The sequence below is a fragment of the Pseudomonas sp. Teo4 genome (genome assembly GCF_034387475.1).
Classification (GTDB): Bacteria; Pseudomonadota; Gammaproteobacteria; order Pseudomonadales; family Pseudomonadaceae; genus Aquipseudomonas.
This window is the reverse complement of record NZ_JAXCIL010000002.1, coordinates 1,585,411-1,600,844: the sequence shown is the minus strand read 5'-3', so window position 1 is coordinate 1,600,844 and position 15,434 is coordinate 1,585,411. Positions and strand designations below refer to the sequence as shown.

The window sequence follows — 15,434 nt, the reverse complement described above, 5'->3', positions numbered from 1 at the left end:
GCGCAGCCCTATCGCCGGCAAGCCGGCTCCCACAGGTGCTGCACTGATTTCAGGGAATGTGCGATCCCTGTGGGAGCTGGCTTGCCAGCGATAGGGCCGCACAGCGGCCCCGCTTCCCGGGTTGTTACTTCTTCGCCGCCCAGGCGTTGAAGCGTTGCTCCAGCTGCTCGCTGTTGTCGGCCCAGAAGGCCACGTCGATCTGCACCTGGTTGGCGATGTTTTCAGGCGTGGTCGGCATGTCTTTCTTCACCGCATCGGCCAGCAGTGGCACAGCCTTGGAGTTGGCCGGGCCGTAGGCGATGTTCTCGGAGTAAGTCTTCTGCTGCTCAGGCTGCACGGAGTAGGCGATGAACTTCTTCGCCTCGTCGGCGTTCTTGGCACCCTTCGGAATGGCCCAGGCGTCGAAGTCGTAGATACCGCCGTTCCACACCACCTTCAGGTTGCTTTCTTTCTGCACCGCAGCGATACGGCCGTTGTAGGCCGAACTCATGACCACGTCACCCGAGGCCAGGTACTGCGGCGGCTGGGCGCCAGCTTCCCACCACTGGATGCTGGGCTTGAGCTCGTCGAGTTTCTTGAAGGCGCGGTCCACGCCTTCCTTGGTGCCCAGCACCTGGTAGACGTCCTTGGGCGCCACACCGTCGGCCATCAGCGCGAATTCCAGGGTGTACTTGGCGCCCTTGCGCAGGCCGCGCTTGCCCGGGAATTTCTTGGTGTCCCAGAAATCGGCCCAGCTGGTAGGCGCGCTTTTGAGTTTGTCGGCGTTGTAGGCCAGTACCGTGGACCACACGAAGAAGCCTACGCCGCAAGGCTGGATAGCGCCTTTGACATAGTCGCTTTCGTTGCCGAACAGGGCTGGGTCGAGTTCCTCGAACATGCCCTCGTCACAACCACGGGCCAGCTCTGGCGACTCCACCTCCACCAGGTTCCAGGACACGCTGTTGGTGTCGACCATGGCTTTGACCTTGGCCATTTCACCGTTGTACTCACCCGCAACGATCTTGCCGTTGCCAGCCTTTTCCCACGGCTCGTAGAACGCTTTGACCTGGGCCGCCTTGTTGGCACCGCCGAAGGACACCACGGTCAGGTCCGCCGCCATGGCCTGGCCGGCGGCGAACAGGCCCAGGGCCAGGGCGGTCAGTTTCAACTGCTTGCGCATTCTTATTCTCTCCACAGTACAGGGTTGGTGAAACAATCCATCAATGGGCTTCGGCAATCGGATCGAGCGCGCGCGCGTGCTCCACCTCCCAGCCCAGCGGTACCACATCGCCCACGGCCAGCGCCGGGTCGAGCTCGGCAATCGGCTGTTTGACAAAGAAGTCAGCCTTGCCGCAAACCTCCAGGCGCACCCGCACGTGGTCGCCCAGATAGATGAATTCGGCCACCCGGCCGGAGAAGCGGTTGACGCAGCTTTCGCTGTGGCCGTTGAGGCGCACGCGCTCGGGACGGATCGACAGGGTGACGGGCTCGCCAGCCTGACCGACGTTAACCGCCAGTGCCTCGACCCGCTCGCCACGCCCCAATTGCACCTGGCAACGCTTGCCATCACTGGCCAGCAGGGTGCCGTTGATGCGGTTGTTTTCACCGATGAAGTTGGCGACGAAGGTATTGCAGGGTTCTTCATACAAGGTGCGCGGGTCGGCGATCTGCTGGATCTCACCCTGATGGAACACGGCTACCCGGTCGGACATGGTCAGCGCTTCACCCTGGTCGTGGGTCACGTAGACCACGGTTACGCCCAGGCGCTGGTGGATATGCTTGATCTCCATCTGCATGTGTTCGCGCAGCTGTTTGTCCAGCGCACCGAGCGGTTCGTCCATCAGCACCAGTTGCGGTTCGAACACCAGCGCCCGCGCCAGCGCCACACGCTGTTGCTGGCCACCGGACAGCTGCCCCGGGTAGCGCTTGGCGAAGGCGTCCAGCTGGACCATGTTCAGCACGCGCTTTACCCGCTCGCTGATGTCGGTCTTGCTCAGGTTGCGCACGCTCAGCGGGAAGGCCAGGTTCTCGGCCACGGTCATGTGCGGGAACAGTGCGTAGTTCTGGAACACCATGCCGATATCACGCTTGTGCGGCGGCACGTTGTTGATCGAGCGCCCGGCCAGCTGGATTTCACCGGCGGTGGGGGTTTCAAAACCAGCCAGCATCATCAGGCTGGTGGTCTTGCCCGAGCCGGAGGGGCCCAGCAGGGTCAGGAACTCACCCTTGCGAATGTCCAGGTTGAGGTCTTTGACGATCAGCGACTCGCCGTCGTAGCTCTTTTGCACACCACGGAAGCTGACCAGCGTCTCGCTGGTGGCCGCTTTTGAATTCGCCTCGCTCATGCCTGCACCTTCTTGTTGGATGACTGCGTAGACACAGACTAGACAAGGTGCAAGCCCCCGGAAATCGGGGGTTCTGAGAGAATGCCATCATCCGGATGGAAGACTTCTTGTAGGGATTGCCCTACAAGGATGGCGGAATTGGAATAGACCACAGGCCTTGCGCCATACTCTGTGGGAGCGGGTTTACCCGCGAATAGGCCAGCACAGGCGCCGCAAATGGCAGGCCAGGCCCTTTCGCGGGTAAACCCGCTCCCACAGGGCTCAGAGGGTTGTTGTCGCAACCAGAACAGTCACACCAGCTTGTGCTCCATGGCGTACTTCACCAGCTCCGCCAACGAGTTGACCTTCAGCTTCTGCATCAGTCGCGCTTTATGGGTGCTGATGGTCTTGCTGGAGAGCGCCAACTGCTGGGCGATGTCATTGACGTTGGCGCCCTGAGCCAGGCGCTCGAACACTGAAAACTCCCGCTCGGAAAGCAACGTGTGCAGCGGCCGCGTCTCGGTCAGGCCGACCTCGAACACCATACGGTCGGCCAGGGCCGGGTCGATGTAGCGACCGCCCCCGGCCACCCGGCGAATGGCGGTGAGCAGCAAGGCCGGGTCACTGTCCTTGGTGGCATAGCCAGCCGCACCGGCCTTGAGCGCACGCGCCGCCATCTGGGCTTCGTCGTGCATCGACAGCATCAGAATCGCCGGGGCGTCGCTGAGTGCGCGAATTCGCGGAATGGCTTCGAGGCCGTTCACACCGGGCATGGAAATATCCAGCAAAACCACCTCGCACGGGGTATGGCGCAAGGTTTCCAACAGTTGCTCGCCGTTGCAGGCTTCACCCGCCACTTGCATGTCCTTGGCCAGGCCAATCAGTTGCTTGATGCCTTCGCGGACAATGGTGTGGTCTTCGGCCACCAGCACTCGAATCACGATCGTTCTCCTACTCCAACGGAATAGCCACGCTCAGGCTGGTGCCCTCGCCCGGCTCACTGTCCAGCGCCATGCTGCCACCGAGCATCAGCACCCGCTCACGCACCCCAACCAAGCCGAACGAGGTCGGCCGGGCCTGGTCGCGGCAAAAGCCCACGCCATCGTCGCTGACCGTCATGCGCAACTGTTCTGCCTCGCGCACCAGTTCGATCTCCACGCTGTGGGCCTGGGCATGGCGCATGACGTTGGTCAGGGCCTCCTGCAGGATGCGGAACAGCCCGGTGGCCTTGGCATCACTCAATGCTGGCAGATTATCCGGCACTTGCACCAGGCAAGGTATCTGCGTGCGCGCTTCGAAGCGACGGGCTTGCCACTCGATGGCCGAGGCGATACCCGCATCGAGAATGGGCGGCCGCAAGGCGGTGGCGACATCGCGCACCAATTGGAACAGTTGGGCAATCAGGCGCTTCATGCTGGCAAGGCGCTCGTTCAAGCCGGGGTCGAGCTCGGCGTAGGCCAGTTCGCACATCGACAGCTCCAGCTTGAGCACGGTGAGCATCTGCCCCAGTTCGTCGTGCACTTCTCGGGCGATGCGCGCCTTTTCTTCCTCGCGCACGCTCTCGAGGTGCGCTGACAGCTCACGTAGCTGCTCCTGAGACCGGGCCAGCGCCAGCTGCGCCTGTTTACTCTGGGAAATGTCCCAGACGATGCCATCCCAAACCACCCGCCCACTGGCAAGGCGCCGAGCACTGGCTTTGATGTCGGCCCAGCGTTGCTCCCCTTCCCGGGTCAGGATGCGCCCTTGCCAGGACCAGTCCTGGCCAGTAGCGATGGCCAGGTCCTGGACCTGGTGATAATCCGCTCGGTCCTGCGGATGGACCAGGTTGCGCAGGCCCATGTCTGGGTGCTGGATTTGTACTGGCGTGTAGCCGACCAGCGCCTCGCTGCCTTCGCTGATGTAGGGAAACTCCAGATCCCCTTCGGCGGGGTCTGGTTCCAGGCGGAACACCAACCCAGGCACGTTGCCAGCGATCCCTTTGAGCCGCGCATCGCTCTCGCGCAATGCGGCGAGGGCGCGGTGGCGCTCGGTGACGTCGGCAATGTACACCACCAGGTACTCGGCATCGCGAAAGCGCAGGAAGCTCAGCGACAACTCCACCGGCAAACGGCTGCCGTCGGCGCGCTGGCACTGTGTTTCGAACTGCCGGGCGCCACCGTCTCCGGCTCGCGCCGCCTTCCACAGTTCCAGCCAGCGGTCCATATTCAGGCTCGGTTCGAAATCGATCAGCGGGCGCTCCAGCAACTGGGCTTCGCCGTAACCAAGCATGCGTTCGGCAGCATGGTTGGCGTAGCGGATGTGGCTGTCCCAATTGACCCAGAGAATGCCGACCGTGCTCTGGTCGATGGCGAACTGGCTCAGGCGCAGGGCTTCTTCGCGGGTCTGGCGCTGCGCCAGGGTTTCACGGGTCGCCAGCAGGCTGCGTTCGACCTGGCGTTGCTGCCGGCGCTGCCAGGCCAAGGTGGCCAGGGCACACAACAGCAGCAAGCCCAGCAGCAATGCCAGGTTTTGCCAGAAGCCGGCCGACTCACTGAAGCGGGGGTATTTCGGTTGTAGCCAGCGTTGGTGCAGTTGCTCCAGCTCCTTGGCCGGCATGGCCTGCAGGCCGCGCTCGAGCACATCAGCCAGCAGCGGCCAGTCACGGCGCGAACCAACCCGCAACAACTGTGGCAGGCCGATATCACCGACCACCGCCAGCTCACCGAACTCACTTTCGCGGGACAGTCGACTGAGCTGGGCTTCATCCAGCACCGCATAGCTGGCCTGGCCACCGACAACCAATTGCAGTGCCTGGCGTTCGTTCGGCACACCTTGCAGGTTGAGGTTGGCGTAGTTGCTCCGCAGGTAGTCAGCCAGGGTGCTTGGCATGCGCACCGCCATGCGCTCTTCGACCCCGAGTTTTTCCAGCTCCACGGCCACCGCACCGGTGCGTGGCCCCACCACCAGTTGCGGCACGCGCATGTAGGGGTCGCTGAACAACCACAGGCGCAGGCTGGCGGGCGTCTGGGTCAGGCCCGGAGCGAAGTCAACCTCACCGGCCTGCAGGGCATGCTCAAGGCTGGCCTGGTCGGGGAAATTGCGCCAGGTAAGGTCCAGGTGCAGCGCTTGCGCCAGCCAGTTCACCAGTTCGACATTGGCCCCATACAGTTGCTGCAAGCGCCGGTCGAACTGGGCGTAGGGCGCCTGCAGCACAATGCCGACCCGCAGGCTGCGATGGGCCTCGAGCCACTGTTGCTGCACAGGCTCCAGCGCCACCAGCGCGGGTGTTTCCGGCCTGGCCAAGGCAATCAAGGGCAGCCATAAGCAGCCGATAACCAACAGGCGACGCACTCGCTTCATCTACACGCTCGTCTTGGCAAGGGCGGCCATGCAGCATGGCCGTCGCGGGCAAATACTATTAGGCTGCCGGTATCATTCTGGCCTTGGGTTGATTCATGTCCACACTTTATCGCACGACGCTGGCAATGTGCTGCCTGGCCTCGCTTCTACCGCTCGGCGCCATGGCTGCCGATGCCGAAAAACCACAGGCCGCTGCCGAAACGCCAGCGCCCGCCGCCACTCGCGCGCCCTTGCTGGAGCGTAGCCAGGAGGATGCCCAAGCCCTGGAGCGCCTGGCCCCCAAAGCTGAACAACACACCTTGCAAGCGGGTGCGGACAGTTTTCTGGCCCTGTGGAAACCGGCCAATGATGGCGACCCCCAAGGTGCGGTGATCATCGTGCCAGGCGCTGGCGAAACAGCCGACTGGCCCAATGCGGTCGGGCCGCTGCGTCGCAAGTTCCCTGATGTTGGCTGGCACAGCCTGAGCATCACCCTCCCCGACTTGCTCGCCGACAGCCCGCTGGCACGGGTCGAGGACAAGCCGGCAGTTGCACCCGAACCCGCCAAGGGCGAAAGCGCACCAGCCAAGGACACCCCGGACGATGCCAATGCCAACGTCGCCCAAGCGACCGCAGCCGACGCCGACACCGCCGAAAGTACCGATGCACAAGAGGCCGGCCAGCAGGCCGACCAGGCCGACGCCGAGCGCATCTTCGCCCGCCTTGACGCAGCAGTGGCCTACGCACAGCAGCAAAATGCCCGCAGCATCGTCATTATCGGCCATGGCAGTGGCGCTTACTGGGCGGCACGTTACCTGAGTGAAAAACAACCACCTCAGGTACAGAAGTTGGTGATGGTTGCGCCACAGACACCTGCGCGGGTCGAGCAGGACCTGCAAACCTTGGCACCGAGCTTGAAGGTTCCGACCGCCGACCTTTACTACGCCACCCGCACTGGCGACAGTCGCGCAGCTCAGCAACGCCTGCAGGCGAGCAAGCGGCAGAAGGACAGCCAGTATAGGCAGGTGGCGCTCACGGCGATTCCTGGCAATCAAGCTGCCGAGCAAGAGCAATTGTTCCGTCGGGTGCGAGGGTGGATGAGTCCGCAGGAGTGAATGGCTGGGGCTGTTCCGGCCTAATCGCCGGCAAGCCGGCTCCTACAGGGTTTTCATCGCCCTTGTAGGAGCAGGCGAGCCGTCAAAGCCCCCGCCGCTTGCGGATCAGCGCATAGGCCTGGTGCAGCTCGCGAGTCCGTTCGGTCGCTTCACGCACCTGGGCCTCGCTGGCATGGCTGCCCGCCAACTTGTCCGGGTGGTGCCGACTCACCAGCCGGCGGTAAGCCTGCTTGACCTGACCGCCCTCGGTGTCAGCCTCTACGCCCAATAGACGCAGAGCGGCCGCGTAAGTCATGGCGCCGCCCTGAACATTGGGCTTGCGCGGCTCGTACTCCAGCGACATCGCCTGTACCTGGCGCCGGCTCAAGCCCAGCTTCTGCCCCCAGTCCAGCAGTAACTCACGCTCGCGCCGCCCCGCCTTGCCATCGGCCCAGACCATCCGCCAGCAGGCACGCAAGGTGCCCTCCGCTGCATGCGGCTGCTCGCGAATACGACGCAGGTGGCCAGCCAGGCGATCTTTGCCCGCCTTGCCCCGGTTGAACGCAGCAATGGCACGCAATCTGGCGGACTCGGCCAAGTCCAGGCGCACCATTTCTTGTCGTGCCTGCTGAATGTGCTGCTCCGCTACCCGGCCATCACTTTTGGCCAGACGCCCGAGCAGAACAAACAGTAACTCCTCATCTTGCAATGCCGGGCGGCCACCCAGACGCTCGCGCATGTCCTCCCAACCCTGCAGTCGCAGGCGCCGGTCCATGGCCTGGCCCAGCAAAGCGCCCAGCAAGGCACCGGGTATGCTGGCCACCGCGAAACCGGCTCCAGCACCTATCACTGTGCTCGGCCACCACATTTCAGGCGCGCTCAAGAATCAGGCGCTCGGCCTCGGCAAGGCGTTCGCGGGTGCCCACATCGACCCAGTGGCCAGAGTAATGCTCACCAGTGACCTTGCCGTCAGCCATGGCCATACGCAGCAGCGGGGCCAGCTTGAAGGCGCCCGGTGCACACCCGGCGAACAGTGCCGGGTCCAGTACCGAGATACCACTGAAGGTCAGCGTGCCAGGCGCATCGTCGCCATCCACGACCTGCTCGCCAACCAGGCGGAAGTCGCCACGCCCATGATGGCCAGGGTTGTCGACCAGCACCAGATGCGCCAGGCCCTGTAGCGGCGCGCGCAAGTGGGTGAAGTCGTAATCGGTCCAGACATCGCCGTTGACCAGAAGAAACGGCGCGTCCCCCAACAGCGGCAGGGCCTTGAAGATACCGCCCCCGGTCTCCAGCGGCTCACCCTCGGGTGAATAGCGGATGCTCAGGCCAAACTGGTGCCCATCGCCCAGGTGGTCTTCGATCTGTTGACCAAGCCAGGCGTGATTGATCACCACCTCGGTGAAACCTGCGGCCGCCAGGGCGCGCAGGTGGTACTCGATCAGCGGCTGGCCCGCGACCGGCAACAACGGCTTTGGCGTATGCAGGGTCAGGGGACGCATGCGCTCGCCCTTGCCTGCCGCCAGGATCATTGCCTTCATGCATGCACTCCGGCTTTCAGCTCGGCGATCAGTTCACCCAGTTCCGCCAATTCGGGACGGCGACCGATCACTTCATCTATATAGGCGAAGAAACGCGGTACGTCGGCCAGATAACGTGGTTTTCCGTCACGATGGCAGATTCGGGCGAAGATACCGATCACCTTGAGGTGGCGCTGCACCCCCATCAGGTCGCTGGCGCGCTGGAACGCCTCGAACGAATCCTGCACCGGGATACCGGCTGCTTGCGCTTTCTGCCAGTAGTCGCGCAGCCAGCCTTCTACCCGTGCCTGCGGCCAGCTGAGGAAGGCATCTTTGAACAGGCAGGTGATGTCATAGGTCACCGGGCCATAAACCGCGTCCTGGAAATCCAGCACCCCTGGGTTCGGCTCGCTCTGCATCAGGTTGCGCGGCATGAAGTCGCGGTGCACCAGCACCTTGGGCTGGGCCAGGGCGCTGTCGATGAGCATCTGGCTGACACGTTTCCAGGTGGCCTGCTGGGCTTCGCTTAGGCTCAGGCCAAGCTCGCGCCCCACATACCACTCGGGGAACAGTTCGACTTCGCGGCGCAGAAGAGCATCGTCATAGCTCGGCAGTGGCGCGTCCATCGGCAGGCGCTGGAAGGCCAGCAGCGCGTCGATGGCGTCGTGGAACAGGTTGTCGGCGTTGTCGGCATCGATGACATCGAGGTAGGTCTGGTGGCCGAGGTCGCCCAGCAGCAGGAAGCCGCGTTCGAGGTCTTCGGCGTGAATCACCGGCACATGGACGTTAGCGCTGGCCAGCAAGTGATCGATGGCGACGAAAGGCCGGCAGTTTTCCTGTGGCGGTGGCGCATCCATGATCACGAAGCTGCGGCCTGTGCCCTGCCAGCGGAAGTAGCGGCGGAAGCTTGCGTCGCTGCTGGCGGCGGTCAGGCTGCCCTCGGCGGCGTTGATGTGGAAAAGTTGATTGAGCTGCTCATCGAGCCAGACTGTCAGTTGTTGCAGGCGTACATCGTGATCAGGCATTACAAGGGTCTCCGACGGCCCTAGCCGTCAAGCGGGTCATGCTTTATTATCCAGCATCTTTTTCAGACCATCGAGAGGCGTGCGGCCCCACACGCGGGCAGATGGCACGCAGGAAGCCCGGACTAATAAGATGGCATTGAAATCCCCCGCGTTTCGTAGAAAGTTTCCGTTGCTGGTGACCGGCGGTCTGCTGGCCCTGCAACCTCTGGCCACGTCGTACGTGGTGGCAGCCGAGCAGTTTGACTGCCAAGTGTCCGCCTCCGGTGGTTGGGACTGCAAGCCCAAAACCTCTGTCAGCAACTTGCCACCGCGCCCGGTGCACGAGGGTGCTGCCGTCAGCACCGGTACCGAGGCCGAAGCGACCGAGTCCGGCGACAAGCCGATGCTGGTCACCGAGAGCAAGGGCCGTGGCCTGAAGTCGCGTAGCGAAGACTACAGTCACCTGGACTGGGTTCCGCGCGATAAGCTCACCGCAGCCCAGCTGGCCGAAACCGGCCCGTATTGCGGTGGCGCCTATATCGAACCGACCCGCCCTGGCATGGCCGACACCACGCCCAAGGACGAGTCGCCGACCTACATCAATGCCAAGGTTTCCAAGTACCAGCAAGAGCAGCAGATCGCGACACTTGCCGGTGACGTGGTCATGCGCCAGGGCAGCATGCAGGTCGAAGCCGATGAAGCCAACCTGTACCAGGCCGAGAACCGTGGCGAGCTCAAGGGCAACGTCAAGATTCGCGATAATGGCTCGCTGGTCGTCGGCGACGAAGCGCAGATTCAGCTCGACACCGGCGAAGCGCAGGTCGACAACGCCGAATACGTGATGCACAAGTCGCATATCCGCGGCAACGCCCTGTACGCCAAGCGTGGCGAAAACGCCATCATCCGCCTCAAGGACGGTACGTACACCACCTGCGAACCAGGCAGCAACGCCTGGCAGCTGAAGGGCAACAACATCACCCTGAACCCGGCCACCGGCTTCGGTACCGCGACCAACGTCACCCTGCGGGTCAAGGATATTCCGGTGTTCTACACACCGTACATCTACTTCCCGATCGACGACCGTCGCCAGTCCGGCTTCCTGCCGCCGTCGTTCAGCTCGACCAGTGACAGCGGCTTCACGCTGGTCACCCCGTACTACTTCAACCTGGCGCCGAACTATGACGCCACGTTGTACCCGCGCTACATGACCAAGCGTGGCCTGCTGATGGAAGGTGAGTTCCGTTACCTGACCAAATCCAGCGAAGGCCAGTTCGGTGGCGCTTACCTGAACGACAAGAACGACGATCGCAAGGACCAGACTGATTACAAGGATCAGCGCTGGATGATCAACTGGCAGCACAAAGGTGGCTTGGATGAGCGCCTGATGGCTGAAGTTGACTACACCGATATCAGCGATCCGTTCTACTTCCAGGATCTGGAAACTGATCAGATTGGTGTTGAAAGCCGTGATGCGCTGAACCAGCAAGGTGCATTGACCTATCGTGGCGACGGCTACCAGGCGCGCCTTAACGTGCATGCCTATGAGATGGCGACCATCTCGAAAATCACGCCGTATGACAAGCTGCCGCAGCTCACCCTCAACGGTATGCTGCCGTATCACCCTGGCGGCTTCGATTTCAGCTACCAGACCGAAGCGGTTCGCTTCGATCGTGATCTGAAAACCGGCCCAGTGTTCAACGAAGATGGCGTACTTGATACCACCGCCGGTGCCGATGGCCGTCGACTTGACGAAAACATCTTCGGTTTGGCTCGCGCCAACGGTACCCGTCTGAACCTCGCTCCGGCCATCAGCCTGCCGATGGAAGCCAGTTATGGCTTCGTCAAGCCGAAGCTGAAGTATGTCTATACCCACTATGATCTGGACCTGGACAGCGAGGGCAAGGCAGACCTGGCCAGCGCCAGCGCTGCCACTCGCGACCTGCGTGGCGACTTCTCCAGCACTCAGGAGCGCAGCGTTCCTGTATTCAGTGTCGACAGCGGCCTGTACTTCGACCGCGACACCCAGTACTTCAGCAAGAACTACCGCCAGACTCTCGAACCGCGTCTGTTCTACCTCTACGTACCGTATGAGGACCAGAAGGACATTCCAGTCTTCGACACCGGCGAAACTTACTTCAACTACAGCTCGCTGTTCCGTGACAACCGCTTCAGCGGCAGCGACCGCATCGGTGACGAGAACAAACTGTCGTTGGGCGTGACCTCTCGCTGGATTGAAGAAAACGGCTTCGAACGTCAACGCGTCAGCGTCGGCCAGGCCCTGTATTTCCAAGACCGCAAGGTCCAGATGCCAGGCATCGACTGGCGCACCCGCGCAGACTCGCAGTCGGATGTTTCGCCATACGCCTTGCAGTACATGTTCGCCTTCAACCGCGACTGGCGCATGGATGCCGACTACAACTGGGACCCGGACAGCCGCAGCCCGCGCTCGGGTAGCGCAATGTTCCACTACCAGCCGGAAGACAACCCGAACAAGATCGTCAACCTGGGCTACCGCTACCGCAACGACCTGGTTCGTTACGACTCGCTGACCGGTACCTGGCAGGTAGGTGGTGGCGACTACGGCACCCCAGGCAGCCCGAACTACGTCAAGGACTACTACAAGATCGAGCAACATGACTTCTCGGTCATGTGGCCGATCGTCCCGCAGTGGAGCGTCATCGCTCGCTGGCAGCACGACTACAACCGCAACCGCACCCTGGAAGCCATGGGCGGTTTCGAGTATGACAACTGCTGCTGGAAGCTGCGTCTGATCAACCGTTACTGGATCGACTACGACGACTTCAGCCAAGCCGTTCCAGAAAACGAAAAAGGCGACCATGGCATCTTCCTGCAAATCGTGCTGAAAGGCCTCGGTGGCGTGGTAGGCAACAAGGTCGAGTCTTTCCTCGACGAAGGCATTCAAGGTTACCGTACACGTGAAGACCAAGCTTATTGATCGTCTGCGCCCGCTGCTGGTGGGCGCTGCACTGCTGAGCAGCGCGGTTCACGCCGCGGTGCAACCTCTGGACCGTGTGGTGGCCATCGTCGACAACGACGTGGTCATGCAAAGCCAACTGGACCAACGCGTCCACGAAGTCCAGCAAACCATCGCCAAGCGCGGCGGCGGCGTGCCGCCGACCGGCGCCCTGGAACAGCAGGTGCTGGAACGCCTGATCGTCGAGAACCTGCAACTGCAGATCGGCGAGCGCTCCGGCATCCGCATCACCGATGAAGAACTGAACCAGGCCATCGGCACCATTGCCCAGCGCAATGGCATGTCCCTGGACCAGTTCCGCGCTGCCCTGGCCCACGACGGTCTGTCGTTCGACGACGCCCGTGAGCAGGTCAAGCGCGAGATGATCATCAGCCGCGTGCGCCAGCGCCGTGTGGCCGAGCGCATTCAGGTGTCCGAACAGGAAGTGAAGAACTTCCTCGCCTCGGACCTGGGCAAGATGCAGATGTCGGAAGAGTACCGTCTGGCCAACATCCTGATCCCAACCCCGGAAGGCGCCAACTCGGACGACATCCAGAAAGCTGCGCGCAAGGTAGGTGACGTTTACCAGCAACTGCGCCAGGGTGCCGACTTCGGCCAGATGGCAATTGCCAACTCGGCCAGCGAAAACGCCCTGGAAGGCGGCGAGATGGGCTGGCGTAAAGCTGGCCAGCTGCCACCTGAGTTTGCCAAGCTGCTCAGCAGCATGACCACTGGCGACATCACCCAACCACTGCGCATTCCCAGCGGCTTCATCATCATCAAGCTGGAAGAGAAGCGCGGCGGCAGCGAGAACGTGCTGCGTGACGAAGTGCATGTGCGCCACATCCTGATCAAGCCAAGCGAAGTTCGCAGCGAGGCGGCCACCGAGCAACTGGCCGAGAAACTCTACGAGCGAATCAACAACGGCGAAGACTTTGCCACCCTGGCCAAGAGCTTCTCGGAAGACCCGGGTTCGGCGCTCAACGGCGGTGACCTCAACTGGGTCGACCCGAACAGCCTGGTGCCTGAGTTCCGCGAGCAGATGGCCAACGCCCAGCAAGGCGTCGTGACCCGTCCGTTCAAGACTCAGTACGGCTGGCATGTTCTGGAAGTGCTGGGCCGCCGCGCCACCGACAGCACTGAACAGGCGCGCGAACAGCAAGCCCTGACCGTTCTGCGTAACCGCAAGTACGACGAAGAGCTGCAGACCTGGCTGCGCCAGATCCGCGACGAAGCCTACGTTGAAATCAAACTGCCTGGCGCTGACCAGGTCGCACAGTGAAGCCCCTGCGCTTCGCCGTCACCCCCGGCGAACCAGCTGGCATAGGTCCCGACCTGTGCCTGCTGCTCGCCGCCGACGCCCAGCCCCATCCCCTGATCGCCATCACCAGCCGTGACCTGCTCGCCGAGCGGGCCGCGCAGCTGGGGCTGGCCGTCAATCTGCTGCCGGTTTCGCCGGGCCAATGGCCCGACCAGCCCGCGCCTGCCGGCAGCCTGTACGTGTGGGATACGCCCCTGTCCGCGCCGGTAGTGCCAGGCAAGCTCGACAAGGCCAACGCCGCCTTCGTTCTGCAAACCCTGACCCGGGCCGGCCAAGGCTGTCTCGACGGGCATTTCGCCGGGATGATCACCGCCCCTGTGCACAAGGGCGTGATCAACGAAAGCGGTATCGCCTTCTCGGGCCATACCGAATTCCTCGCCGAACTGACGCACACCGCTCAAGTGGTGATGATGCTGGCCACACATGGCTTGCGTGTGGCCCTGGTGACCACGCACCTGCCATTGCGTGACATCGCCGACGCTATCACCGTCGAGCGCGTGGAGCGGGTCACCCGCATCCTGCACGCCGACATGCGCGACAAGTTCGGCATCGCCAACCCGCGCATCCTGGTGTGCGGGCTCAACCCCCATGCGGGTGAAGGCGGCCATCTGGGCTGCGAAGAAATCGACATCATCGAGCCGACACTGGCCCGCCTGCGCAACGAAGGCATGGACCTGCGCGGCCCGCTGCCGGCCGATACCCTGTTTACCCCCAAATATCTGGAGCACTGCGACGCGGTGCTGGCGATGTACCACGACCAAGGCTTGCCCGTACTCAAGTACAAAGGCTTCGGCGCTGCGGTCAACGTGACGCTGGGCCTGCCGATCATCCGCACGTCGGTCGATCACGGCACCGCCCTGGACCTGGCCGGCACCGGCAAGGTCGACACCGGCAGCCTGCGGGTCGCGCTGGAAACCGCCTACCAGATGGCCGAGAACCGACCATGAACGAGCAATACCAACACCGCGCGCGCAAGCGCTTCGGCCAGAACTTCCTGCACGACGCCGGCATCATCGACCGCATCCTGCGTGCCATCAACGCCAAGGCGGGTGAGCACCTGCTGGAGATTGGCCCGGGCCAGGGCGCATTGACCGAAGGCCTGCTTGGCAGCGGTGCACAGCTGGACGTCGTCGAGCTGGACAAGGACCTTGTGCCGATCCTGCAGCACAAGTTCGCCGGCCGCGACAATTTCCGCCTGCACCAGGGCGATGCCCTGAAGTTCGACTTCAATCAGCTGGGCGTACCGCCGCGCAGCCTGAAAGTGGTCGGCAACCTGCCCTACAACATTTCCACCCCGCTGATCTTCCACCTGCTCAGCCATGCCGGGCTGATCCGCGACATGCACTTCATGCTGCAGAAGGAAGTGGTCGAGCGCATGGCCGCCGGCCCTGGCGGTGGCGACTGGGGCCGCCTGTCGATCATGGTGCAGTACCACTGCCGCGTGGAACACCTGTTCAACGTCGGCCCCGGCGCATTCAACCCGCCACCGAAAGTGGATTCGGCCATCGTGCGCCTGGTACCCCATGAAGTGCTGCCGCACCCGGCCAAGGATGCTCGGCTGTTGGAGCACGTGGTGCGCGAGGCCTTCAACCAGCGCCGTAAGACCCTGCGTAACACCATGAAAGGCCTGCTCGACAGCCAGGCCATCGAGGCGGCTGGCGTCGACGGCAGCCTGCGGCCTGAGCAGTTGGACCTGGCAGCGTTCGTGCGCCTGGCTGACCAGCTGGCCATTCAGCAAGCCTGATCCGACCCTTCGCGGGTAAACCCGCTCCCACAGGAATCGCACAGTCCCGGAAATCTGTGCAGCCTCTGTGGGAGCGGGTTTACCCGCGAAGAGGCCAGAACTGATTAACCGGTTTCTACTGGCCCACACCGCTGGCCCTCCCCCCTCTCAATGGCC

At 62.9% G+C, this 15,434-nt stretch carries 12 protein-coding genes; 5 read left to right on the top strand and 7 right to left on the bottom strand.

Features of this window, described 5'->3' with window-relative positions; all coding sequences use genetic code 11:
- Positions 1-124 precede the first annotated feature (124 nt).
- The 4 genes from PspTeo4_RS23600 to PspTeo4_RS23585 form a co-directional block, all read right to left on the bottom strand.
- Entirely contained in the window at positions 125-1,159 is a 1,035-nt protein-coding gene (locus tag PspTeo4_RS23600) for an ABC transporter substrate-binding protein (RefSeq protein ID WP_322366210.1), read from the bottom strand.
- A 40-nt stretch (positions 1,160-1,199) separates the two neighbouring features.
- A complete protein-coding gene (locus PspTeo4_RS23595) occupies positions 1,200-2,324 on the bottom strand; it encodes an ABC transporter ATP-binding protein (RefSeq protein ID WP_322366209.1) in 1,125 nt (374 codons plus the stop codon).
- Positions 2,325-2,614: 290 nt separating this feature from the next.
- The gene (locus PspTeo4_RS23590) at positions 2,615-3,247 is read right to left on the bottom strand and encodes a response regulator transcription factor (protein ID WP_322366924.1); all 633 of its coding nucleotides are present in this window, start codon (positions 3,245-3,247) and stop codon (positions 2,615-2,617) included.
- Between the two features lie 7 nt (positions 3,248-3,254).
- On the bottom strand, positions 3,255-5,642 hold the full coding sequence (locus PspTeo4_RS23585) for a PAS domain S-box protein (protein ID WP_322366208.1): 2,388 nt from the start codon (positions 5,640-5,642) through the stop codon (positions 3,255-3,257).
- Positions 5,643-5,737: 95 nt separating this feature from the next.
- On the opposite strand from PspTeo4_RS23585, the gene PspTeo4_RS23580 reads away from it, so the two are divergent.
- Entirely contained in the window at positions 5,738-6,736 is a 999-nt protein-coding gene (locus PspTeo4_RS23580) for an alpha/beta hydrolase family protein (RefSeq protein WP_322366207.1), read from the top strand.
- 82 nt (positions 6,737-6,818) lie between these two features.
- Here the strand turns inward: PspTeo4_RS23580 and PspTeo4_RS23575 are convergent, their stop codons facing one another.
- From PspTeo4_RS23575 to PspTeo4_RS23565, 3 genes are read right to left on the bottom strand one after another with little or no spacing between them, the layout of a single operon-like run.
- Positions 6,819-7,583: a TerB family tellurite resistance protein gene (locus PspTeo4_RS23575; RefSeq protein WP_322366923.1), complete on the bottom strand. Its 765-nt coding sequence runs from the start codon at positions 7,581-7,583 to the stop codon at positions 6,819-6,821.
- A gap of 1 nt (position 7,584) precedes the next feature.
- A complete protein-coding gene (murU, locus tag PspTeo4_RS23570) occupies positions 7,585-8,256 on the bottom strand; it encodes an N-acetylmuramate alpha-1-phosphate uridylyltransferase MurU (protein WP_322366206.1) in 672 nt (223 codons plus the stop codon).
- On the bottom strand, positions 8,253-9,260 hold the full coding sequence (locus PspTeo4_RS23565) for an aminoglycoside phosphotransferase family protein (RefSeq protein WP_322366205.1): 1,008 nt from the start codon (positions 9,258-9,260) through the stop codon (positions 8,253-8,255). Before PspTeo4_RS23565 ends, murU begins: the two co-directional genes overlap by 4 nt.
- A 130-nt stretch (positions 9,261-9,390) precedes the next feature.
- Here PspTeo4_RS23565 and PspTeo4_RS23560 point away from each other — a divergent pair, with 130 nt between their 5' ends.
- From PspTeo4_RS23560 to rsmA, 4 genes are read left to right on the top strand one after another with little or no spacing between them, the layout of a single operon-like run.
- The gene (locus PspTeo4_RS23560) at positions 9,391-12,195 is read left to right on the top strand and encodes an LPS-assembly protein LptD (protein ID WP_322366204.1); all 2,805 of its coding nucleotides are present in this window, start codon (positions 9,391-9,393) and stop codon (positions 12,193-12,195) included.
- A complete protein-coding gene (gene surA / locus PspTeo4_RS23555; protein WP_322366203.1) occupies positions 12,176-13,495 on the top strand; it encodes a peptidylprolyl isomerase SurA in 1,320 nt (439 codons plus the stop codon). Before PspTeo4_RS23560 ends, surA begins: the two co-directional genes overlap by 20 nt.
- Entirely contained in the window at positions 13,492-14,481 is a 990-nt protein-coding gene (pdxA, locus tag PspTeo4_RS23550; protein ID WP_322366202.1) for a 4-hydroxythreonine-4-phosphate dehydrogenase PdxA, read from the top strand. The genes surA and pdxA overlap by 4 nt, the downstream gene beginning before the upstream one ends.
- Complete coding sequence (rsmA, locus tag PspTeo4_RS23545) at positions 14,478-15,278, top strand: 16S rRNA (adenine(1518)-N(6)/adenine(1519)-N(6))-dimethyltransferase RsmA (protein ID WP_322366201.1); 801 nt, start codon at positions 14,478-14,480, stop codon at positions 15,276-15,278. The genes pdxA and rsmA overlap by 4 nt, the downstream gene beginning before the upstream one ends.
- The last annotated feature ends 156 nt before the right edge of the window (positions 15,279-15,434 follow it).